A 22,144-nucleotide genomic window follows, 5' to 3' on the forward strand; every position below is an offset into this window, starting at 1 on the left:
CCCCTCCTCATTCTAAAGTTGTTACCATCTTCGCCGAATAAGGAGGGATTTATACTCTAGTTAACTATTTTTATAGGGTGAATATACGACCTAGGAAATTCTCTTTTTATCCTTCGTTTTTGATTTATGCACAGGGATAGACGACCATTTCGGTATATTATGTTTGATTTTTGACACCACAATGGTCATATCATCTTCTATTAAGCCGGAGCTCGACCTGATCACTTCCTCCATTAGAATATCAGCCACTTCTTGTGGTTCCTCCGTTTCCAACTCCTTTATTTTCCTCTTCATCCAGAGATCATAATTTTCTACATGTTTCGGGCCTTCAAAGGCACCATCACTCATCATAATGAGAAGGTCTCCTGCTTTTAACTGCTCAGACACGACATCCACATCGAAATCCTGCTGAAGCATCCCCATTGGTAAATTGCTTGCCTCTACCTTTATGATATTATCTCCCCGCTTAATGAAACTCGGGGTTGAACCAATTTTCAAGAACCTCGATGACGCATTCTGCAGATCGATCATGGCTAAATCCAATGTAGAGAAAATTTCATCATTCGTTCTGAGAGATAGAATCGAGTTGATGGATTTGATCGCTACCTGTTCTTCAATCCCGGATTCCAGTATTTTTTTCAAAAGCCTCAGGGTTTCATTACTTTCATAGTGAGCCCGTTCTCCATTCCCCATTCCGTCACTAATCGCAACAGCATATTTCCCCCTTCCTAATTCAATCATCGAGTAGCTGTCTCCCGATACCAGCCCTCCCCCTTTCGCTGCATGAGAAGCTCCGGTATCCACTACGAATTTCTTGGCAGATTGGAAGGTCACATGACATTGACCGTTCGGAAATTGAGCACACTCCTCCTTTTGAACAATGATATTTTCACCTAAAATATCCGATAACATCGGGGCAATCAGCTTTTCACCCTGTCCATGTCCCCCGCAATAAGGCATGGTCATATCTATATCAACATTCCCCTGTTCCAGGTTATAGATTTCTATGTTTTCAATCTCGATTCCAAACTCTCCGATACTCGATAAGATTTGTTCTTCCTGAATATGATGATTCTCCCTTTCTCTTTGAATTTCTTTCGCGAAGTTCCCCATCACCTCTGATACTCCAAGTAATTGATCGGCGACCAATTTTCTGCTTTCCTGGACCTGCTTCTTTAACTTCAGATTCGCTTGATAGAAGGTCAATTCCTGATATATTGTTTCTTTCAGCTTTTTCTCTCTCGTACAATGCTTCTCTACTTCTCTAGCAAGTTTTGGAGACAGGGGGACACGGCCCTGATCATACTCGGTCATCACATCTTTCATCAGATTATAGGTTTTATCAAAATTCCGGGCCCAGCATTGATCTTTCTTAAAACAGGTTTGACACGTTTTCTCTGTCACATTGCTTAAGAAATAATCGAACTCTTTATCCTCCTCCTCTTCAAATCGGTCTTCTATTTGTTGAAAACTATTGGACAAAGCTTGAAACACCGAGGAAAACTGCGTGACCCTGTTAGCGGTCACATCTCTCACCCTTCGCATGTATCCCTGTTGTTCCTGCTGATATTCGGCAGTTCCAGGAATATGCTTGGCAATTTTAGACGTTAAACTTTGAGGGGTTAAAAATAATAGTAAAATCGCTACCCCCGATTCATATAAGGTTTTCGTTATGACCGTATCTGTTTCTCCGTACATCCCCATTAATAAAGTAGCGATTAACAAACCGATTGCTGCTCCGAATTTCTTTCCTTCTTTCATAAGTCCGCCCAGAAGCCCCGAGAAAGCAAGCAAGCTCATTTGATAAAAGCTGGAAACGTTGGCTAAACTGAAAACAAGCCCAGTGACAACCCCTACTGTGGAGCCCACTGTAGCCCCTGCTATAAAGGAAAACAACAGCACTAAGTATCTTGATAACACATGTTCCACAGACAGATTATATACAGACCAACCGATCGTACCTGTCATAATAGATGCTAATAGAATGATCAGACTGACCACTTCTTCTGTTTTCAGCGATTTCCTTCTGCGCTGAACGGTTACAAGGGGCACACTTTGAATGAAAATATACGTTAACAGAAAGGCAAGGCTCGCTTCTATTAACGCCATTACTCCGTTGTACACCGTCAGTGTTTGTCCTTGCTGGATATAATCGAATGAAAGCTTTGCTGCCATGACTGTGAAGAAGACATAAAAAGCGACGACTCTCAAATTATTCTTATGATATTTCTGAGACAATCGAAACGCTAATAGGAATATTACCGCACTGACGAACGTATAACTGATACTAGGAAGAGATAAGGTGAGAGCTCCTGCAAGCAATCCGATTAGTGCAATGGGAGATTTCTCTCTTCGAATAATGTAAACAGCGGCGAAGAACGGCAATGCAAACGGAGTTAAATGTGAAAGGATTAACGCTCTTCCCAATAAAAATCCGATAACGAATAAGGCGATTCCCTTTTCTACGAACAGCCACTCCAGTTTCGAATAAATAGACTTCATTCTTTTGGATAGTTCCACCCTAGTGTGTTCAATGTCCACGTTCTGAACAGGTTCTATGATCGACTGATCGGCTTTCCCCATGTATGAAACACTCCCCATTTCTTTTTTGTTAAGTATAAATGGTACAAGCTTAAAACTTTGTCAAAATGAGGGAATACATACCAAGAAAGTTTCGACGACTTTCTATGGATTCCGGTAAAATATTCAGAATATTCTCGAGGCATCCATTCTTCTTTTCTATTTTTTTCGTCCTAAACGCTTATGTGAGTATGCTTGAGGGAATTTTGACAAATTCTTTAATAGATTATATTGACAAGATAATTCTTTCTATGTATCATAGATTTTGTGCCTAAAGGTGCATAAATATGGCGGTGTAGCTCAGCTGGCTAGAGCGTACGGTTCATACCCGTGAGGTCGGGGGTTCGATCCCCTCCGCCGCTACCATATTTCAAGGCCCGTTGGTCAAGCGGTTAAGACACCGCCCTTTCACGGCGGTAACACGGGTTCGAATCCCGTACGGGTCATAGTAAAAAAAGACTATCATTTATGATAGTCTTTTTTTTTGGCTCTTTTCCCATGAAGAGGCGCACCAGGTTTATTCTGCAGACACCACTTCTTCTATTTGCTCCTGGTGATGTTTATCATGACCGATGAAGTCTTCAAAAAACTCTTCAAGAGTAAAGCTTTGATCTCCTACTGAGAACGAATGTTGTAAATCATTTTCAGATACGCTATTTACATAAGCTATAATCGATTCCCGTGTTTTAATACCCTCTTCAATCAAAGCTTCCTTGTTTACCACGTCATGCGCATATTGTGCAGCTTCTCCATTAAAACGTTGAAAATCCGGAAAAGGAGACAGCTGCGCACCTTCTGAAACCTTTGGGAGAATCTCTCCTAATGAATATTGGTCCCATTTGATCATGTGAGAAACATTTGCAGCAATCGACCACTTGCTTTCCTCCATCGGCTGAAACCACTCTTTATCATTGATCTTTTTCAATTCATTAAGCCACAGCTTGAACGATTCATGATGATCGATTATCTGTTCTTTTTTCATAACGGCGGCCTCCATAAAAGTAGTTAAGACTATTTTATTCGATAGGGGCCGGTCGTTTTCCTTTCTACACTACAAAAAAAAACAGGCACACTCATCCTTATGAGTATGCCTGTTTTCCGTTCACAACCTGCTATATGATTTAATAGACAGCAAGTTAACCTTTTTTCGCCCCTCTTCCACCACGACGAGACTCAGTATTTTTCTTTAAAGATGATAGACGATCCTCACTGTCTTTCAAGAAACGTGCCATCTTTTGTTCGAAACTCTCTTTAGTGCGTGTATCGTTCTGTTTGTTATTATTACTACGCGGGCGTTGAGGACGCTGAGGGCGCTGCGGGCGTTGTGGTTGCTCTTTCGCTTTTCGGATGGACAAACCGATCTTTCCATCTTTCTCAACATTAATAACCTTAACTGTTACTTCGTCGCCAACTTTAAGGTGCTCGTTAATATCCTTAACATAGTTGTCTGCAACTTCACTAATGTGAACTAAACCTGTTGAACCTTCCGATAATTCCACGAACGCTCCAAAATTTGTAATACCTGTTACCTTACCCTGTAACTTGCTGCCTACTTCGATTGACATAAAAGAAATGCTCCTCCTTAAAATGATAAAAGATAAACCTTATTATATATTATAGCCAATTAAAAAAAAGGGTGTCAATAAGACACCTCTTCTTCTTTCTCTTTATCTGGTTCAGGTATGTTGAAAATAATTTCACCTTCATCTGATAAAAAGTAATCCCGGCGCGCCAGTTTGGCTATATATTCATCGTCGTTAAGCTTCACAATCTCTTCTTCCAACGCGGTTTGCTTATCTTTTAGATGTTCTAACTTTTTTTCTAATTGTGCTTTTTCAGTACGTTTATCTTCTAAAACCTGGGCTCTGGAAATGAGAGTCGAAACTAAAAATCCACTAATTGCCAATACTAAAACTAAAAATACTGCTAATCGACGGACCAAACGCTTTTTTCTCTTAGAAGACGAATGATGCATATGCTCCTGATGACGAACATATTCATTTTCCATTGGTGTCACGTTTTTTCTCATTCCCAAACCTCCTTTACAATATGGAGTGGCAAAGCCTTAAGCCCTATTCTTTGTCTTTAGGTTTCTTTTTGAACTTTTCTACCACTCTATATACTTTTTTGATATATGCTTTAAAAATTCCTGCCACTTTATTATATAACTTCTCGACTCTTTTTGTAAGATTTTTCGGCAATAAATTCCAAATACCCTTTAATATCCACCATATTGGAGCCGTTACGAGCTTAGTCGCCCATTGTAACACTTTCCAGATCACCTTTAACAGGAATATTATGACGGATAAGAGCCCTTTTCCTACAGAAAAAACCATGGTAATGAGAAGCACAATTATCCATTTTATCGGTGAATAAACTAATTTTTTCACCATTTTCACACCAAAATTATAAAGGGAGATAAAAAATAAGATCACCCGTTCCAAAAAGGCCAGATAAAGCTGCTTGATGAGGGCCTGATAACCAGCAAAGCCACAGAGCAAAGCGATGAAAATATAAAAACGGATCTCACCAAAATTGACGACAAATAAAATATAAAAAATCGACAGGGCTTGTAATACCCAAAACATAATATCGTTTAAGAATACAAGCCACCGTTTTCTTTCAGACCGGTTTAAGAACCGATTGTACGTGTCTAATGTCGCACCAAATAAAGCTCCCATTCCGATCATGGAGAGCATGGTGTAGAACTGGGTTGAGAGTGTCATCGAAACAGCTTGCTAAAGAAGCCTTTAGCCTTCTCCCCATTTTGTTCATCCAGGTAAACGAGATCAAACACCTTTCCTTTAATGGAGACGATGCCTTTATCCACGTCCAGATTTTTCATTTGTAGATTTTGACCTCTGACAGACAAAAATCCCATTACGGTTTCGAGTAGAAACTCTTCATTATCAAAGCTTTCCACCTGTTTAACACCCGTGATATCTAGAAGCTTGCGGCCCCTCATCATGACGTCATGTTCCTGAAAAGTCGTTTTATCTTTGTTTCCATCATAATATTGATTCATACCCATCCCTCACATTCCCATAGTACAAGCTTTGTAACTATGTTTATGTTTTCAGGGGAAAAATAGAACCAAAATAGAGCCTCTTACTATGTAATCCTTATTCCGTTTCTTCTTGAACCCTTTCTTCTGAAAGTACGGAATAAAGTCCACTCGCTTCTTCTTTTTTGGTTGTTTCAAGAAGCCTTTCTATCTTTACCCTCATAATCTTTTGACCAAACCTCACGCTTAATTCATCTCCGACCTTCACGTTAGAGCTCGCTTTTGCTTGCAGTCCATTCACTGTTATACGGCCCTGGTCGGCAATTTCTTTCGCCATCGTTCTTCTTTTAATCAATCTTGATACTTTTAAAAATTTATCTAATCTCATGGATACCATTATTCATTTCCCCTTATTCGATATTCATCTTTTTGGCTTCGTTCCAAAATTGGTCTAACTCTTCTAAAGTGAAGTCCTCAAAGCTCTTTCCCGTCTTCAAAACCTGTTCCTCCACATAAGAAAAGCGGCGGTAAAATTTTGTATTCGTCATTGACAGGGCTTCCTCTGGAAATATCTTATAGAATCTGGCCACATTGATCAGCGCGAATAAAATGTCTCCAAATTCTTTTTTGATATGGTTTTCACTATTATTCTCGACCTCGTTCTCAAACTCCTTTAATTCTTCCCATACTTTTTCCCAGGCACCTTGTGGGTCTGGCCAATCAAATCCTACTTTTGCGGCATTCTTCTGGTATTCGTATGCCTTCATGAGAGCCGGCATTCCTTTGGCAACGTTCTTAAGCATCGGTTCATGTTCAACCGGCTTTTCTTGCTTCTTGATTTCATCCCAGTTCGCTTTCACTTGTTCCGTATTTTCTACTTGAACCGAACCGAATACATGGGGATGCCTTCGGACCATTTTGGAAGCAAGACTTTCAATCACTTCCTCCATGGTGAACATTCCTTCATCCTCACCTATTTGGGCATGAAGCATGACCTGGAGCAGGACATCCCCCAGCTCTTCAATCATATGTTCAATATCATCTTCCTCAATGGCTTCCAGTAACTCGTACGTTTCTTCGAGTAAATACTTCTTGAGGGAATGATGCGTTTGCTCTTTATCCCAAGGACACCCATTCGGTCCCCTTAGTGTCGAGATGATTTCTCTTAATGTTGCATATTGTTTATAAGTGGATGCCATTTCTTTCACAGCCGGGACATACAAGCTTGTTAAATTGCTGAGGTGGGCGACACGATCAAGTTCAACCAGTGGGATTCTATCCACCTTCTCTTCCTTGCTTCCGGCCGCTGTGACAAGCATGACCTCATAATCGTATGGATAGAGCTCCATCAGGGTAATCTTCACCTCAGAAGCGATAAAGGCATCATACACCTGTCCGATGATAAGCTGTTGATTCATATGAATGTCGTGAAGCTTTAAGCTCGTACCGTCCAACAGCTGAAAGCCATCGATCGGGTCCGCTCCGACAGAAGCGAACAGAGCATCAATAAAGCTTTGCCCCCCGCCGATCGACACCTGTATCTTTCCTTCTTCATGAAGGTCCAGAAGCATTTGAACAGCCTTTTCAGCGACTAATGGATGACCCGGAACGGCGTAGATAATTGAATGCTTTTCTGATTCCGAAATCAGCTCATGTACAATTTCTTCATACACTTGGTCGAACTTATCATGCTTTTCATATACAGAATCAAAGGATTGAAACTCTACTCCTTCTGCCATTAAATCCTTTACGACTGGATGCTCCTTCGTACGTAAGTATAGATGTGAGCTACTCTTTAGTAATCGGTACACTCCTAACGGGAGCTGTTCGATGTCTCCTGCACCTAAACCCACAATTGTTATTGTATGCATATTGATCTCCTCGCTACTTTTTATTCATTGGTTGTATGATATTCATGATCCTTACCCACTTACTACCAAACGGCAAGAAACCCATTTCTTCCCTTGAGAGGACTTTTCCTCTTAAAAAAACAATCACAAAGATAATGGCACCGATACAAGCTCCTCCTAATGAAAAAAGGACGGAAAGCTCTCGTTCAGGCATTCCTTTGTCTAAAAGTGTATCATACATCTGCAGGAATACCTGTAACACGATGGTCATGGCTGCTCCGCTCAGCACTAAGGTTCTATAGAAAGAAAAGGGAAAGAACCGGATAGGAAATAATCTCCTTAGCTTCAAGATCATCATACCGGTAATAACAGCTAAAGAACCGACCGTCGAGATGGACGCTCCCATAATACCCATGAGTGGAATGAGATAGGCGTTCCCGAGATATTTTAAGAGTATACCTATCAAAATACAGAATGCCGGGTAATAAATCTTACCTATTCCTTGGAAAATGCCTGAAAACGTAAGAATAAGACAGCTAAAGAAAATGGAAAGACAGAAAACGGCGATTACCTTTGAGCCCAATGCATTTTCGAATAACATCGTATTGGTAGGTACCATGATATTGATGATTCCCAATGTAGCTGCAAATCCGATAGTAATGCTGATTTTAAGGGATAACTGACTGTACTCCCTTATCAAATTTTCTTTCTTTTTCAAGTAGGCACTTGTCACCAATGGAACGATGGTAAGGGAAATGGAGGTAGCCACTACTGTCCCCAGCTGGACAAAGGGCTGACCCCGGTCATAAATCCCCTTCCACGTTTTTCCTGACTCTGCTTCCATTCCAGATGAGGTCAGGAGAGAATACACATTCAAGGAATCAACAAACTGAAGAAGGACCAGAAGCATGGCACTTACACAAATGGCTGTTCCGTTCATTAATAACCGTGACCAAATGTGTAAATAATCAGGAGACAACCTCAGGGATTTGAGTGAAAAAAGCTTTTCTCTGCGTGCAGTCACTATGAGAAGTAAAACCAACAACCCTCCCAGTCCACCGGTTATAGAACCGAATAGCGCTCCGTTTCCCGCAATATACAGAGAATATCCTTGAGAAACTAAAATTGTAGAAAATATAAGTATCGTCGCCACTCTTACCATTTGCTCCGTCACCTGTGAAACAGCGGTGGGCACCATATCTTCCTTCCCTTGATAGTAACCCCTCAGAACAGAAAGGGGAGCTAACAACAGGAAAGATAAAGAAATGACTTGAATCAACGGTTTAAGGAATGGATCCCCCATCCAACGGGAAATCACGCCTGCTCCAAAGTACACGATAAGAAACCAGCTTAATCCAACGAGACATAGGAACATGAAGGAGGTGACGGCTACATTCTTCGCTCCTTCTTCATCTTCATTTTCTATTTTCTCGGCTACTAACTTCGAGATGATCACAGGAAATCCGTAGGTGGATAATGCAATGGCAATTCCGTAAAAAGGATACACCTGCTGATAGATATAAAATCCAATATCTCCAACAATATTTTGAAACGGCACCCGATAGACTGCACTTAATATCTTCGTCACTAGTGCAGCAACCGTTAATACCATTGCCCCTTTCAAAAATTGATTGGAAGAGTACTTCTTACTCAACCAGTTTCCCTGCCTTTCTGTACCACTTTTTTCAATGCTCTTTGAGTCTGTTCAGGCAGAGAAAAAATCGTTTATGTACTGGTCATTTTACCATAAAGAAAGGTCTGTTTTCTCTCTGCAGCAGGCCAAAAATAAAAAAGAAGAGCGGCTAAGTGCCGCTCTTAAAAATTATTGCTCCATTTGTCTAGCTAAAAAGCCAGCTGCCGTTTCTACTGCCTTTTGTTCCACTTCGCCTACTGTACGCTCCTTCGAGAAGATCGCAACGGCGCCAATCGGGTCACCATTTGCGACTATCGGGGCTATCGTATAGGAAGCAAGTTCCTCACCGTGTCCATCGACAAGCTCAGCTTGTCCTTGTTGAGTGTGTAAAAGAGACGTACGGTCATCCATAACTTTCTCAACCAGTTCACTGATGTTCTTATTTAAATATTCTTTCTTTGAAGCGCCTGAGATCGCAATTACAGCATCTCGATCACAAATTAACACAGCGCTTCCAAGGCTGTCGTATAATGCTTCGCCGTATTCCTTAGCAAAGTCACCAAGTTCACTGATTGGGGAGTATTTCTTTAAGATGACTTCTCCGTCACGATCGACGAAGATTTCAAGGGGATCTCCCTCGCGGATCCTTAATGTTCTACGAATTTCTTTCGGAATGACGACACGCCCTAAATCATCAATACGACGAACAATACCAGTTGCTTTCATCTATAGTTGCCTCACTTTCATCAGATGATTTTATTTGGCAATGTACCAACTTGTTATTGAATACTTTACCATTGTTGAGTTTAGTATCTTACAACTTAGAAGTTCTATACACATTCAGTTATTTTTTCTGTAATTTCACTAAAATTCTAATGCAGGTATCTTTTTCCATTCTTGGCAGCTGCATAAATACTAATACCCTTATCATAGTAAAGTAAAACAAACAGCGCGTTTACATTTTGGTTACAGTATTATAACGAAGGTAAGAATTTCCGTATTTCATCTGATGAAAGCATATGAAGTTTTTATCATTATCAGGCGTTTTCTTCTACTTTTAACGCTTCATCTAAATGCTTAATGATGTCATAAGCCATATTAAACCACTTGGATGATTCCAGGCGTGAGGTATTAATCGATATTTTAAGCTTAGATCCTTCCATTCCGAGGCCCACAGCCCGGCCGTGTTTGTTGCATAAGTTAAAGACCTTGGATCCGTCGATCTGCGCCGTTCCTTCCGGCGACATAAAGATGTTCACTGATTTCTTGTCCTGCTTAATGGATTCAAGCTTTGTATTTTTGGCGTATATTTTCATTTCAGAGATTAAGAATAGATAGCCTACTTCCTCTGGATATTCCCCGAAGCGGTCAAGGATTTCTTCTTCCAGCTCTTCGATTTCAGGAAGCGAAGAGAGAGAGCGGAATCGTTTATACATTTCGATCTTTTGATGACCATCTTTAATATAGTCATCCGGAATATAGGCATCGATTTCGATATCTACTTCAAAGCTTGACTCCGGCTGTTTCGGAAGATCTCCTTTGCGCTCTTCGATGGCTTCTTTCAGCATTTGAGAGTACAAGTCAAATCCGACTGAATCAATAAAGCCGTGCTGCTGTGCTCCCAGAAGATTACCTGCACCACGGATCGTCAGGTCACGCATGGCAATCTTGAATCCTGAACCGAGCTCAGTAAATTCTTTTATCGCTTGCAATCGTTTTTCGGCGACTTCCGTCAGCACCTTATCTTTACGATAGGTGAAATAGGCATAGGCCACCCTGTTCGAGCGTCCAACCCTTCCTCTTAATTGATAGAGTTGAGATAAGCCCATCCGATCGGCATCAAAGACAATCAATGTGTTCACGTTCGGTATATCCACACCTGTCTCAATGATCGTCGTAGTGACCAGTACATCATACTCACCAGCAAGGAAGCTTAAGATCACGGCTTCGAGCTCGTTTTCACTCATTTGTCCGTGTGCATAGGCAATTCTCGCATCCGGCACAAGCATGGAAATTTCGTCCGCTTTTCTTTCAATATCCTCTACTCGATTGTATAGGAAATACACCTGACCGTTCCTGGCCATTTCTCTTTCAATGGCTTCTTTGATCAAAGCACCATTGTATTCCATTACATATGTTTGAACCGGGAATCGATTCTCCGGCGGTGTTTCAATGACAGATAGATCCCTTACTCCAAGCATCGACATATGGAGAGTCCGTGGAATCGGTGTAGCCGTTAAGGTCAACACATCAATATTCGTTTTTAATTGTTTGATTTTTTCTTTGTGAGTGACTCCAAATCGCTGTTCCTCATCGATGATCAATAATCCGATGTCCCTGTATTGAATGTCTTTGGAAAGAAGGCGGTGAGTCCCCACTACGATATCCACGGTTCCGTTCTTAAGACCCTTCGTCGTTTCCTGCTGCTGCTTTCGTGTTCTGAAACGACTTAATAATCCGATTTCAACGGGGAAGTCCTGAAAACGTTCCTTGATTGTTTCATAATGCTGCTGAGCAAGGATGGTGGTCGGCACGAGAATAGCGACCTGCTTTCCATCGGCAATGGCTTTGAAGGCTGCCCGAATGGCCACTTCTGTTTTTCCATAACCTACGTCTCCACATAATAACCGGTCCATCGGCCGTTCTCTTTCCATATCCTGCTTAATTTCACTTACAGATCGCAGCTGGTCATCGGTTTCTTCGTATGGAAACACCATTTCAAACTCTCTTTGCATGTCACCATCGGGGGAAAATGCATAGCCTTTTGCCGCTTCCCTTTCAGCATAGAGCTTAATGAGATCATCTGCTATATCCTGAACAGAGGATTGAACCTTCGACTTGACCTTCTTCCATTCACTTCCGCCCAGCTTATAAAGCTTTGGATCCTTATTCTCTGAAGCGACGTATTTTTGGACAAGTTCAATTTGATCAACCGGAACATAGAGCTTGTCATTTCCCTGATATTTCACATGGAGATAGTCTTTGTGAACACCATTGATCTCCAAGGTTTCAATCCCAAGGAATTTACCTATTCCGTGATTCACATGAACCACATGGTCCCCCACTTTCAGCTCAGAATAGCTTTTGATTCTCTCAGCGTTTGAAAGCTTTTGCCTTCTGGGCTTCTTTTGGGTTTTCTTATTGAATAGTTCCTCTTCTGTAATAACGGCAAGTTTCTGAAGGGGAAGTTCAAATCCGTTCGTCAGGCTGCCGTTGATCATTTGGATCGTGCCCGGCAGCAGCTTATCCCCATCTTCCACAAAGGCGATTTCAATTTTATAATCGTCCAGTACCCTTTGAAGCTTCTTTACCCGTTCTTCATCCGGTCCCAGTAAAACAACGGTATATTTTCCTTTTTTCCAGCGGTCCAATTCTGCTTTTAAAACATTCATCTGCCCATGGAAATTCTGCATAGGCTTTGTAGAAACATTAAAGATATTCTGCGGGCTAGTATTGGGAATATGACGCAGGAAAAGAGAAAAGTACACCTTTGGCAGCTTCGTGTTATTAATCAACCCAGAAAACGCATGGGATACAGGTACATCATGGATGATCTGTCCTTCTTGCAGCAACGAGGTATACCACTCTGCTTCCTCTTTCTCAAGGGACTCACTCATTTCCTGTACACGACTGAATTCGTCAAAGAAAATGACTCCGTCTTCAGGTAAATAATCTAGCAAACTACTAGGATGGTCATACGCCAGGGACAAGTACTTGAAAATTTGCTCAGGAACTTGTCCGTTTTCAAGCTGATCAACCTCATGACCTATGTACTCAGTCATCTTTTCCTTTACAGCTGCAGCTTTCACCTTCTTTAAACTGGCTGAAAGTCCAGCTTCAATTTCGCGGATGAGCCTTTCGATGTTCTCATAGCTCAATAAGACCTCTGTGGCTGGTCCTATTTCCATAGCGTTAAGTTTATCAATCGAACGCTGGTCCTCAACTGAAAAAATGCGAATAGAATCAATTTCGGTATCGAATAATTCGATACGGACAGGATTCTGGGACGTTAATGGGAATATATCAACGATTCCCCCGCGAAGGCTGAATTCACCAGGTGTATTGACCATTCCCGTCCTCTGATAGCCCATTTGAACCAATTGATTTAATACTTCATCCAGATCGATATCTTCTCCCGTTTTAAAACGGATTTGATTCGTTTCCCACATGGATTTCGGAGGAAGGATCTTTCTTAATCCTGCGACTGGAACGATATATACACCCGAATGATTCTGAGAAAGCTTATTCAACACTTCGATACGTTGAGCTCTCAGTTCCGGACTAGCCACACTTAATTCGGCTGCGATTAACTCATTAGCAGAATATAAATATACTTCATCCTCGGATAGAAACTGAATGAGATCGTCATAGACTTTCTGGGCTTGAAACAAATTATGCGTGACCACTATGGTGGATTTATTCGTTTGTAAATAGACATCCGCTATATAAGCTGTTCGGGATGAGCCGGACAATCCTGCGACAAGCTGTTCCGATAATTGCTCCTCCACTCCAGCGATGATGGACTGAATTTCTTCACTTTGGTGAACCTGTTTTAAAATACCTTTCAAGTGTACGCTCCTCCCCTTTGGATCTTTCTATATAATCTCAACTGTAAACAGAAAAATGCTTTGGTTCTCCACCAAAGCGTTCTTACTGAATGATATGATCTAATTGATGATAGTCAGGGTTTCTCTCCAGACTCTCCTGACAATCTTCACAGATGGTCTTCACTTGGATATCTCCGTTGTCCTGATACTGAACCATGTGTAACCGTTCTTCATCTGACAGCGTATGAATCCCGAGCTGCTCTGAATGGACAGATACGTTTGAAAGTGTTCCAACATTTGTACCACAATGTCGACACTGATAATGGATCGCCATACCATTTCCCTCCATACACATTTATACATTTAGTATGAACCTGTTAGAGGGGAGTTATTCACTCTTCACAGGAATGATGGAAGGTCACCAAGATTTTCAGTCCTCGAAATGTAGTATATGAATTCGTTAGTTGAATTTATTCATCACTTCAAGGAAAGGTTTATCAAACCATGTTTCACATGCTTCCACACTAGCAGAGATGACTTTATCCAACTCTCCTTGATCTTCCTTACTAAACCTTCCAAGAACATAATCCGGGACACTCATACCGTTTACAGGCCGATCAATTCCTATTCTAAGGCGATTGAAGTTTTGAGAGCCCAAATGAGCGATGGTTGATTTTATTCCATTATGCCCGCCGGCACTTCCCTTTTGCCTCAACCTTATCTTTCCTACAGGTAAATCCAAATCATCATAAATAACAAGCAAATCTTCATCTTCAATATTAAAATAATCCATTAGCGGAACAATGCTTTCCCCAGACAAATTCATATAGGTAAGCGGCTTTAATAAAACGATTTTTTCCCCTTTATAATGGTAGGTCCCATATACCCCTTTGAACTTTGACTGATTCAATGAAACTCCCAGTCGATCTGCTAAAGCATCTATAATAACAAACCCGATATTATGACGTGTCTTCTCATATTGTGATCCCGGGTTTCCTAGTCCAACGATTAATTTCATGTCTAACACCTCTTCTGACCTTATACCTCTAGAATAACGTAAAAAGCGCAACCTGCAAAAGGTTACGCCAAAAAATATTGATTTTTATTCTTCCTTTGATTCACTTTCTTCACTGGCCTCTGATTCTCTTCCTTCTTCATTCTCAGGGGTACCAGCTTCCTGCTCTTCACCGCTATCAATTTCTTCTTCCTGTCGTGGTGCAAGAATGGAAGCAATTGTACGGTCGTCCTCTTCATTAAGAGTGACACTGTATTTGTCACGGATATCACCGATCGTTACCGTGTCTCCAACTTGAAGTTCTGCAATATCAACTTCGATTGATTCCGGTATATCTTTAGGTTTAGCTGTTACAGAAACCTCATGCAGGGGCTGCTGTAGTACTCCGCCGTCCTTCACTCCTGCCGCTTCTCCTACAAGCTCAATACGAACATCCGCATCGATTTCCTGTGACATATTAACGGCAAGGAAATCTACGTGAGTAACGGCATCCTTCAAGTGGTCCTGCTGATAGTCACTTAAAATGACATTTTGTTTATTACCATCTACATTCAAGGAAATAATTCCGTTTCTTCCTACTTCACGAATCGTTTTAATAAACGTAATGGCATCTACCATAATTGGTGTATTATCTGCTTTGTAGCCGTACACGACTCCAGGGATATTCCCTTCGTGTCTCAGCTTTGTTAATGATGAGCGTTTAAAATCTTTTCTGGTATTTGCTTTTAATTCAGTTGCCATGTCTAATCCAACACCTTCCCTAATCTGTTATGTTAGTTAAAGTTCTATATATAGTAATTACCCTAATGTGATTTGAAATAAACATAGAAAAATCAATTTATGACGGGAAGGGTGCTTATGGAAGGTTGTCAGATAGCTGTTTTAGAAGAAGGCCCTTTTTATACAGATTGTTGCTTTTTAACATAAGGTCTGCTTGAGCTCTGTCAATTAGTATGTGGAAGATGGTGAGGGGAACTGCTCCGCTTTCCGCGGACGTTCGGCCGAGCCTCCTCAGCTTCGCTTCCGGGGTCTCGGCACGTCCGTACTTCCGCAGGAGTCTACGCAGTTCCCCTCACCATCTTTAAGAGATTTTTCGTTACAGAGCTTAAGGTGTGCGAGAAAAACAATGTAACTAGAAAACAGAATGCTTCTTTCTCAAAAGGAGATCTATCTTTACTCACTTGATATGAGGTTGCTTTCTAAAAGTCTTGTTTTTCTCTCATTCTAATGAGGATTTATGCTCAGAAAGTTGATTGGAGCGGAAGGATGTTCGACTCCTGCGGGAATAGCGGGAAAGTTGAGACCCCACAGGGCAAAGCCCGAGGAGGCTCAACTCACGCCCCGCGGAAAGCGAGCATCCTGTAGCGGAAATCAACTACTACATTCTTCCTTAAGATAACCACAAACTTTGCGAAAAGAGTCTAAACGAAGAATAACAGAAAAGCCTGCCCTAAATTAGGACAGGCTCTTCTTGATATGCACAAACTACATATATTAATTCTTAATCAAACAGCGTGCTGACAGATTGTTGTTCGTAGACACGGATGATGGCTTCACTGATTAGTGGAGCAACTGACAGCGACTTCACTTTACTGATCATTTTCTCTTCACCTAATGGAATAGAGTTCGTTACAACCAGCTCTTTAATATTTGAATTTTCGATTCGCTCAATCGCAGGTCCAGAAAGAACCGGATGCGTACAGCACGCGAATACTTCTTTCGCACCGTTTTCCACCAAGGCATTGGCTGCAAGCGTGATCGTACCGGCAGTATCAATGATATCATCGATCAAGATGGCGATTTTACCATCAATATTACCAACGATGTTCATGACCTCCGCAACGTTCGGTTTAGGACGGCGTTTATCAATGATGGCAATCGGCGCTTTCAGGCGTTCCGCCAGCTTACGGGCTCTTGTCACTCCTCCGTGGTCCGGAGATACAATGACAAGGTCTTCGTTATTGAATCCTCTTTCTTCAAAGTAATCCGCTAAGATAGGAACACCCATCAGGTGATCGATCAGGATATCAAAGAAGCCTTGAATCTGAGGAGCATGCAGGTCCAGTGTGATTACGCGGGTAGCACCGGCTGTTTCCAACAGGTTTGCCACTAATTTAGCCGTGATAGGCTCACGTGCTCTCGCTTTACGGTCCTGACGGGCATAACCATAATAAGGCATAACAATGTTAATCGTTTTAGCAGAAGCACGTTTCAACGCATCTACCATAATAAGAAGCTCCATCAGATTTTCGTTTACAGGCTGACAAGTAGACTGAATGACGAATACATCACAACCACGGATACTTTCTTCAATGTTAATCTGGATTTCACCGTCACTAAAACGCTTAACAGAAGATTTCCCTAATTCAACTCCTACTTCATCCGCAATTTCCTTTGCAAGATGGTAGTTTGAATTAAGGGAGAAAATTTTTAATTTGGAATTAATATAAGAGTTTGGCATTGTGGACCTCCAATTATTTCTTATGATTTAGATTTTGTACGTAATTTTCTTTATTTACCTGGCGAGCTCTTGCAATCGAAAGAGACTCTCCTGGAACATCCTCAGTAATCGTAGAACCAGCAGCAATGTATGCACCTTTTCCTACTTTAACAGGCGCGACCAGATTTGAATTACAGCCTACAAATACACCATCTTCAATCTTTGTCATGTGCTTATTCTTTCCATCATAGTTCACCGTGATCGATCCACATCCAATGTTGACGTCACTTCCAACCTCTGCATCTCCAATGTAGCTTAAGTGGGATGCTTTACTTGCTTTACCGAAAGAAGCCTTCTTAATTTCAACGAAGTTACCAATCTTAACTTCATCTTCAATGGTAGAAGCCGGACGAATGTGAGCAAATGGCCCAATATGAACATCCGAACCGATCGAGCTGTCATGAGCAACAGATTGCTTCACAACTGTTCGGTCACCGATCTGACAATCCTTCACCTCAGAATTTGGTCCGATCATAGCATCTTCACCAATTGAAGTGTCGCCCTTAAGAACCGTACCTGGAAGGATAACCGTATCTCGGCCAATCGTCACATCGGCATCAATATACGTATTGTTTGGATCCTTTATCGTAACACCATTACGCATATGGTATTCATTGATGCGCTTTTTCATCGTAATCTCTGCTTGAGAAAGTGCGACACGGTCGTTCACACCCAATGTCTCATCAAAGTCACTTGTTTGGTACGCACTTACGATTTCACCTTCAGTCTGAAGAATCTCAATCACATCAGGTAAGTAATACTCGCCTTGTACGTTATCATTCGAAACCTTTTTCAGGGCATCGAATAACGCTTTATTATCGAAACAATATGTTCCGGTATTAATTTCTTTCACGCTTAGCTCTTCATCAGTTGCATCCTTATGTTCAACAATGCGTTCCACCAAGCCTTCCTGGTTACGGATGATCCGTCCGTATCCATCAGGAGATTCAGTGTGACCAGTCAAGATAGTCGCTTTCGCACCCTGTCCTTCATGATGCTTCACTAACGCTTCCATCGTTTCTCCTTTAATGAGCGGTGTATCACCACACACCACTAAAGTAGTACCTTCTAAATCAGCTAACACATCTTCAGACTGCATAACAGCATGAGCGGTACCTAATTGCTCAGCCTGAAGGGCAAAATCACTCTTGCCTTCTAAATGCGACTTCACAAGCTCAGCACCGTGACCGATGATTGTGACAGTCTTTTCTATATGAAGAGTTGAAATTTGGTCGACCACATGTTCCACCATCGGCTTGCCACACACAGGATGAAGAACTTTGTATAGCTTCGACTTCATTCTCGTACCTTGCCCGGCAGCTAATATAACGGCATATCGATTTGTCATTTTTGGTCCTCCAATAACCTTTTTATCCATAACGAATATATCCTAAAAACATTATCATTTCAAGGATTCATATAAAAGTACATATATTTGTCATTAGAAAAGCGGAGGCGGCTTGATCAGGCCCGACAAGCATAAGCTGAATTGACCAGAAAGGCGCCCTTTGCCTTTTTGGTCAATTTAGCTTATGACCTCGAGGGACTAGCCGCCGGAGCTGGACAAGTAGAAAAGCGGAAGGGGCTCGCCCTGGGGCGACAAGCATAAGACGAGTAACCCGGAAAGGCGCCCTTTGCCTTTTTGGGTTACTTGGCTTATGACCTCGAGCCCCAAGCCCCTGAAGCTGGACACAGAGAAAAGCGGAGGCGGCTTGATCAGGCCCGACAAGCATAAGATGAATTGACCGGAAAGGCGCCCTTTGCCTTAGTCAAACATCTCTGCAAAATTTTTTTACCTTAGGATGCAAAAAAATATTAATTATAGGTTTCATCTCTATTAAAATAGGGGTATACAAAAAACGTAAGAACCGCTACTTTTAAATGACAGGCTCTGAAGACAAAAAAAAGAGCCTTACAAAAGTAGGCTCTTGATGCTATAGATCTAATTAGGAAGCCCCAGCTTCTTCTAACTCAACTTCTTCTAGCTCACCTAGACGGTGATACTCAGCTAAAACGGCATCTTGGATCTTGCCGCGAGTACCTGAATTAATTGGGTGAGCAATATCACGAAATTCCCCATCTGGAGTCCGCTTGCTTGGCATCGCTACAAATAAGCCGTTGTTCCCATCAATAACGCGAATGTCATGAACAACAAATTCATTATCCAGCGTAATAGATGCGATAGCTCTCATGCGACCATCGGTGTTTACTCGGCGTAATCTTACGTCTGTTACTTCCATTCTGTTCACCACCTTTTTCCCTAGATGAAATCTACTCTATGTATTCAACGAATTATTTAGATATTCCTTCTTAAATTGTAAAATTTTTTGAAAAGTTTTATTTTTTATATCCAGTCATCTATTTCATTTGAACTACACTTCCTTTTTGACACAAAAAAACACCCGTGAATTTTACTTCACGAGTGCGATTACTTCGATCTCAACTAAGGCATCTTTAGGTAAGCGGGCTACCTCTACACAAGAACGAGCCGGCTTGTGATTACTAAAATATTCCCCATACACTTCATTGATCGTACCAAATTCATTCATATCCTTAATAAACACAGTTGCTTTCACCACTGTTTCCAATGATGCTCCAGCTTCCGATAGTACGGCTTGAAGATTACGGAACACCTGATGCGTCTGTTCCGCTACATCCCCTTCCATCATAGTACCTTCTACCGTCAGAGGGATTTGACCCGAACTGTAAAATAAATTATTTACGACAATCCCCTGTGAGTATGGACCAATTGCTGCTGGTGCTTGCTTAGTAGAAACTACACGCATATTAAATGCCTCCCCTTATGGTAGAAATGTTAAATTTGATTGAAAATAATTTCCTTCTGTCAACGAAATCTGTTTATCTTTTTCATTCACGTCAGACAATTTTAACAATGAAACATAATCATCCACTAGTCGACCATCGATACTATTGGATTCAACTAAAACACCTATTCCGGATAAAGTAGCCGAGAACTCTTCCAATAAGTTCTTCATACCGTTGATGGTTCCCCCTGCCTTCATGAAGTCATCGACAACCAATACTTTAGACCCTTCCTTCAAACTTCTCTTGGAAAGAACCATGGATTGGATTCTCTTCGATGAGCCGGAGACATAATTAATGCTCACAGTCGAGCCCTCTGTTACGCGGCTATCCCGCCTTACAATGACGACTGGAACATTTAAGTATGAGGCAATTGCATTTGCAATCGGTATCCCTTTTGTCGCTACTGTCATGATGACATCAATATCTTTCTCAGCGAAAGCAGACGCCAGTAATTTCCCTACACTTTTCATAAGCTGAGGGTTACCCAGCAGGTCGGTCATGTATAGGTATCCGCCTGGTAATAAACGATCTGAGCTTTCCAGATGAACACAAAGCTCATCTATCATTTCTTTCGCTTCCTGACTGTTTACCTTTGGAACATATTTCACTCCACCGGCTGCCCCGGGAACTGTTTGAACAGTCCCCACGCCCCGTCCTTCAAATGTTTCCTTTACTATCGTCAAGTCCTCACTGATGGAAGACTTTGCAGAACCATACCGTTCAGAGAAAAAAGTTAAAGGAACAAGTTGGTGGGGGCGTTCTAATAAATAATGCGTCATATCAATTAATCGTTCACTACGCTTAAACTTCACCAAAGAAACCTCCTAAATCCGAATATTATAATGTAAATATATCATTAATATACGGATTTCGGCAAGAGCTCTTAATCTCCCAGCATGCGCACAGCGAACACTTGATCACAAAAACCTCTTAAACCATTATAGATTCGATGAAGTCTTGATTCATATTGCACTAATCCATATACCGTCGGTCCACTTCCGCTCATTAGCACAGCATCGGCACCAAAACGCTCCATTTGGTCCTTGATTTGAGCCACTTCAGGGTGCATATCCAATGTGACCGATTCAAGTACATTCCCAAGATTGGAGCATATATCATGATAATTTCCTTGTTTTAAAGCTGAAACCATGGCGTTCGTATTCGGATGTGTAATGTTTTTCAAATCCAAATTTTTATAAACATCTGCTGTCGAAACCCCTATTGTTGGTTTTGCTAATATGACCCAGCAATTAGGCGGGGCTGGAAGATGTTTGATCTTCTCTCCTCTTCCTGATGCTAGAGCCGTACCCCCGTAAACACAGAAAGATACATCTGAACCAATTTCGGAACCAAGCTTTGCCAGCTCATCCATGCTTAGACCTAAATCCCATAATCGATTTAACCCTTTTAAGGTTGCTGCCGCGTCACTGCTCCCGCCTGCTAACCCTGCTGCTACAGGTATCACTTTATCAATGGAGATCGCTACCCCTTTTTTGATATTCAACCTCGTCTTTAAAAGCTGGGCAGCCTGATAGGCAAGATTTCTTCCATCGTCCGGCACAAATCGATTATGCGAGAGAATCTTAATCGTATCATCAGAAAGATTCGTAAGCTCAATTCTATCTGCTAAATCAATCGTAGTCATAACCATCTCAACTTCATGGTAACCATCTGAACGTTTATGTAAAACATCAAGTGATAGGTTAATTTTTGCCGGCGCCTTCACTAATAACCTCATATCATCACCTTCTTACCAATACTCTTTGTTATATTGTATCATACACTTATTATTGAGAGTGTTAACTTCTAAACATACTCATACAAGTATGTTATTTTATCACGTAAAGTACTGATAGGAAAGATTGTCTTGTCTTTATTAAAACAGGGGCCACCTTAAAAGCACTACACTTTTAAGGTGGCCCCCTGTATATGGTACTGATAAAAGATGTAATCCTGTATGCGGGAAAAGAGTTAGTGAGGACGATTTTCAGATAATTGCTGACTTGCGAGCTCGACTGCGCGCTTCACCATATTACCTGCATCCCGTGACGTGATTCCACCCCAACCATCCTTCTGAACAACATCATAGAATCCCAATTCCTGAGCGATTTCTTCTTTTAATTGATCAGACATGATTCCTCTTCTTCTGCTCATAAGTCTACCTCCTTTAGATGTACCACACGTTTAGT

The 22,144-nt window shown here is 41.5% G+C and carries 21 protein-coding genes and 2 tRNA genes; 2 read left to right on the plus strand and 21 right to left on the minus strand.

All coding sequences use genetic code 11. The features are described 5' to 3' along the window. Window positions 1-90: 90 nt before the first annotated feature. A complete protein-coding gene (spoIIE, locus tag RSX31_RS22460) occupies window positions 91-2,583 on the minus strand; it encodes a stage II sporulation protein E (protein WP_148996588.1) in 2,493 nt (830 codons plus the stop codon). A 286-nt stretch (window positions 2,584-2,869) separates the two neighbouring features. Here spoIIE and RSX31_RS22465 point away from each other — a divergent pair. Beyond that, window positions 2,870-2,946 (plus strand) — tRNA-Met (locus tag RSX31_RS22465). A gap of 8 nt (window positions 2,947-2,954) precedes the next feature. Then, a tRNA-Glu gene (locus RSX31_RS22470) sits at window positions 2,955-3,026 on the plus strand. A gap of 71 nt (window positions 3,027-3,097) precedes the next feature. On the opposite strand, the gene RSX31_RS22475 is transcribed toward RSX31_RS22470, so the two are convergent. From RSX31_RS22475 to RSX31_RS22570, 20 genes are all read right to left on the minus strand, one after another. After that, the gene (locus RSX31_RS22475) at window positions 3,098-3,562 is read right to left on the minus strand and encodes a DinB family protein (RefSeq protein ID WP_187443738.1); all 465 of its coding nucleotides are present in this window, start codon (window positions 3,560-3,562) and stop codon (window positions 3,098-3,100) included. 154 nt (window positions 3,563-3,716) lie between these two features. Then, window positions 3,717-4,145, minus strand: coding sequence for a S1 domain-containing RNA-binding protein (locus RSX31_RS22480; protein ID WP_044340617.1), 429 nt, complete (start codon window positions 4,143-4,145; stop codon window positions 3,717-3,719). A 74-nt stretch (window positions 4,146-4,219) separates the two neighbouring features. Continuing rightward, complete coding sequence (locus RSX31_RS22485; RefSeq protein ID WP_148971306.1) at window positions 4,220-4,609, minus strand: FtsB family cell division protein; 390 nt, start codon at window positions 4,607-4,609, stop codon at window positions 4,220-4,222. A gap of 43 nt (window positions 4,610-4,652) precedes the next feature. Beyond that, on the minus strand, window positions 4,653-5,306 hold the full coding sequence (yabQ, locus tag RSX31_RS22490) for a spore cortex biosynthesis protein YabQ (protein WP_315636049.1): 654 nt from the start codon (window positions 5,304-5,306) through the stop codon (window positions 4,653-4,655). Continuing rightward, window positions 5,303-5,605, minus strand: a complete 303-nt coding sequence (gene yabP / locus RSX31_RS22495) for a sporulation protein YabP (protein WP_044340620.1) — start codon at window positions 5,603-5,605, stop codon at window positions 5,303-5,305. Before yabP ends, yabQ begins: the two co-directional genes overlap by 4 nt. Before the next feature lie 97 nt (window positions 5,606-5,702). Then, window positions 5,703-5,972, minus strand: a complete 270-nt coding sequence (locus tag RSX31_RS22500; protein ID WP_044340650.1) for an RNA-binding S4 domain-containing protein — start codon at window positions 5,970-5,972, stop codon at window positions 5,703-5,705. A gap of 22 nt (window positions 5,973-5,994) precedes the next feature. After that, a complete protein-coding gene (locus RSX31_RS22505) occupies window positions 5,995-7,455 on the minus strand; it encodes a bifunctional methyltransferase/pyrophosphohydrolase YabN (RefSeq protein WP_315636050.1) in 1,461 nt (486 codons plus the stop codon). 13 nt (window positions 7,456-7,468) lie between these two features. Then, the gene (locus RSX31_RS22510) at window positions 7,469-9,088 is read right to left on the minus strand and encodes a putative polysaccharide biosynthesis protein (protein ID WP_262372025.1); all 1,620 of its coding nucleotides are present in this window, start codon (window positions 9,086-9,088) and stop codon (window positions 7,469-7,471) included. A gap of 168 nt (window positions 9,089-9,256) precedes the next feature. After that, complete coding sequence (gene spoVT, locus RSX31_RS22515) at window positions 9,257-9,793, minus strand: stage V sporulation protein T (protein ID WP_148996584.1); 537 nt, start codon at window positions 9,791-9,793, stop codon at window positions 9,257-9,259. Window positions 9,794-10,104: 311 nt separating this feature from the next. Next, window positions 10,105-13,635: a transcription-repair coupling factor gene (mfd, locus tag RSX31_RS22520; RefSeq protein WP_315636051.1), complete on the minus strand. Its 3,531-nt coding sequence runs from the start codon at window positions 13,633-13,635 to the stop codon at window positions 10,105-10,107. An 82-nt stretch (window positions 13,636-13,717) separates the two neighbouring features. Beyond that, entirely contained in the window at window positions 13,718-13,948 is a 231-nt protein-coding gene (locus RSX31_RS22525) for an anti-sigma-F factor Fin family protein (protein WP_148971311.1), read from the minus strand. Window positions 13,949-14,074: 126 nt separating this feature from the next. Next, entirely contained in the window at window positions 14,075-14,632 is a 558-nt protein-coding gene (gene pth, locus RSX31_RS22530) for an aminoacyl-tRNA hydrolase (RefSeq protein ID WP_148971312.1), read from the minus strand. 84 nt (window positions 14,633-14,716) lie between these two features. After that, window positions 14,717-15,370: a 50S ribosomal protein L25/general stress protein Ctc gene (locus RSX31_RS22535; protein ID WP_315636052.1), complete on the minus strand. Its 654-nt coding sequence runs from the start codon at window positions 15,368-15,370 to the stop codon at window positions 14,717-14,719. Window positions 15,371-16,130: 760 nt separating this feature from the next. Further along, complete coding sequence (locus tag RSX31_RS22540; protein ID WP_148971314.1) at window positions 16,131-17,090, minus strand: ribose-phosphate diphosphokinase; 960 nt, start codon at window positions 17,088-17,090, stop codon at window positions 16,131-16,133. Between the two features lie 13 nt (window positions 17,091-17,103). Then, on the minus strand, window positions 17,104-18,477 hold the full coding sequence (glmU, locus tag RSX31_RS22545; protein ID WP_148996580.1) for a bifunctional UDP-N-acetylglucosamine diphosphorylase/glucosamine-1-phosphate N-acetyltransferase GlmU: 1,374 nt from the start codon (window positions 18,475-18,477) through the stop codon (window positions 17,104-17,106). Window positions 18,478-19,075: 598 nt separating this feature from the next. Continuing rightward, window positions 19,076-19,369, minus strand: coding sequence for a septation regulator SpoVG (gene spoVG, locus RSX31_RS22550; RefSeq protein WP_032085215.1), 294 nt, complete (start codon window positions 19,367-19,369; stop codon window positions 19,076-19,078). A gap of 171 nt (window positions 19,370-19,540) precedes the next feature. Next, window positions 19,541-19,915 carry a RidA family protein gene (locus RSX31_RS22555; RefSeq protein WP_315636053.1) on the minus strand — a complete coding sequence of 125 codons (375 nt, stop codon included), beginning with the start codon at window positions 19,913-19,915 and terminating at the stop codon, window positions 19,541-19,543. Window positions 19,916-19,930: 15 nt separating this feature from the next. Beyond that, on the minus strand, window positions 19,931-20,767 hold the full coding sequence (gene purR, locus RSX31_RS22560) for a pur operon repressor (protein WP_148971316.1): 837 nt from the start codon (window positions 20,765-20,767) through the stop codon (window positions 19,931-19,933). A 71-nt stretch (window positions 20,768-20,838) separates the two neighbouring features. After that, window positions 20,839-21,693, minus strand: coding sequence for a 4-(cytidine 5'-diphospho)-2-C-methyl-D-erythritol kinase (gene ispE / locus RSX31_RS22565; RefSeq protein WP_315636054.1), 855 nt, complete (start codon window positions 21,691-21,693; stop codon window positions 20,839-20,841). A 233-nt stretch (window positions 21,694-21,926) separates the two neighbouring features. Then, window positions 21,927-22,109 (minus strand): alpha/beta-type small acid-soluble spore protein, encoded by a 183-nt coding sequence (locus RSX31_RS22570; RefSeq protein WP_148996577.1) that lies wholly within the window; start codon window positions 22,107-22,109, stop codon window positions 21,927-21,929. Window positions 22,110-22,144 lie beyond the last annotated feature (35 nt).

It is taken from the genome of Rossellomorea yichunensis, from assembly GCF_032337515.1.
Lineage (GTDB): Bacteria > Bacillota > Bacilli > Bacillales > Bacillaceae_B > Rossellomorea > Rossellomorea yichunensis.

Excerpts from the sequence above, each read along its gene's own strand:
- yabP (WP_044340620.1), bottom strand. The coding sequence starts at position 5,605 with ATGAATCAATATTATGATGGAAACAAAGATAAAACGACTTTTCAGGAA.
- pth (WP_148971312.1), bottom strand. The coding sequence starts at position 14,632 with ATGAAATTAATCGTTGGACTAGGAAACCCGGGATCACAATATGAGAAG.
- ispE (WP_315636054.1), bottom strand. The coding sequence starts at position 21,693 with ATGAGGTTATTAGTGAAGGCGCCGGCAAAAATTAACCTATCACTTGAT.
- RSX31_RS22535 (WP_315636052.1), bottom strand. The coding sequence starts at position 15,370 with ATGGCAACTGAATTAAAAGCAAATACCAGAAAAGATTTTAAACGCTCA.
- RSX31_RS22485 (WP_148971306.1), bottom strand. The coding sequence starts at position 4,609 with ATGAGAAAAAACGTGACACCAATGGAAAATGAATATGTTCGTCATCAG.
- spoVG (WP_032085215.1), bottom strand. The coding sequence starts at position 19,369 with ATGGAAGTAACAGACGTAAGATTACGCCGAGTAAACACCGATGGTCGC.
- RSX31_RS22505 (WP_315636050.1), bottom strand. The coding sequence starts at position 7,455 with ATGCATACAATAACAATTGTGGGTTTAGGTGCAGGAGACATCGAACAG.
- RSX31_RS22555 (WP_315636053.1), bottom strand. The coding sequence starts at position 19,915 with ATGCGTGTAGTTTCTACTAAGCAAGCACCAGCAGCAATTGGTCCATAC.
- RSX31_RS22480 (WP_044340617.1), bottom strand. The coding sequence starts at position 4,145 with ATGTCAATCGAAGTAGGCAGCAAGTTACAGGGTAAGGTAACAGGTATT.
- spoVT (WP_148996584.1), bottom strand. The coding sequence starts at position 9,793 with ATGAAAGCAACTGGTATTGTTCGTCGTATTGATGATTTAGGGCGTGTC.
- RSX31_RS22525 (WP_148971311.1), bottom strand. The coding sequence starts at position 13,948 with ATGGCGATCCATTATCAGTGTCGACATTGTGGTACAAATGTTGGAACA.
- RSX31_RS22500 (WP_044340650.1), bottom strand. The coding sequence starts at position 5,972 with ATGAGATTAGATAAATTTTTAAAAGTATCAAGATTGATTAAAAGAAGA.
- RSX31_RS22540 (WP_148971314.1), bottom strand. The coding sequence starts at position 17,090 with ATGCCAAACTCTTATATTAATTCCAAATTAAAAATTTTCTCCCTTAAT.
- spoIIE (WP_148996588.1), bottom strand. The coding sequence starts at position 2,583 with ATGGGGAAAGCCGATCAGTCGATCATAGAACCTGTTCAGAACGTGGAC.
- RSX31_RS22475 (WP_187443738.1), bottom strand. The coding sequence starts at position 3,562 with ATGAAAAAAGAACAGATAATCGATCATCATGAATCGTTCAAGCTGTGG.
- yabQ (WP_315636049.1), bottom strand. The coding sequence starts at position 5,306 with ATGACACTCTCAACCCAGTTCTACACCATGCTCTCCATGATCGGAATG.
- glmU (WP_148996580.1), bottom strand. The coding sequence starts at position 18,477 with ATGACAAATCGATATGCCGTTATATTAGCTGCCGGGCAAGGTACGAGA.
- RSX31_RS22570 (WP_148996577.1), bottom strand. The coding sequence starts at position 22,109 with ATGAGCAGAAGAAGAGGAATCATGTCTGATCAATTAAAAGAAGAAATC.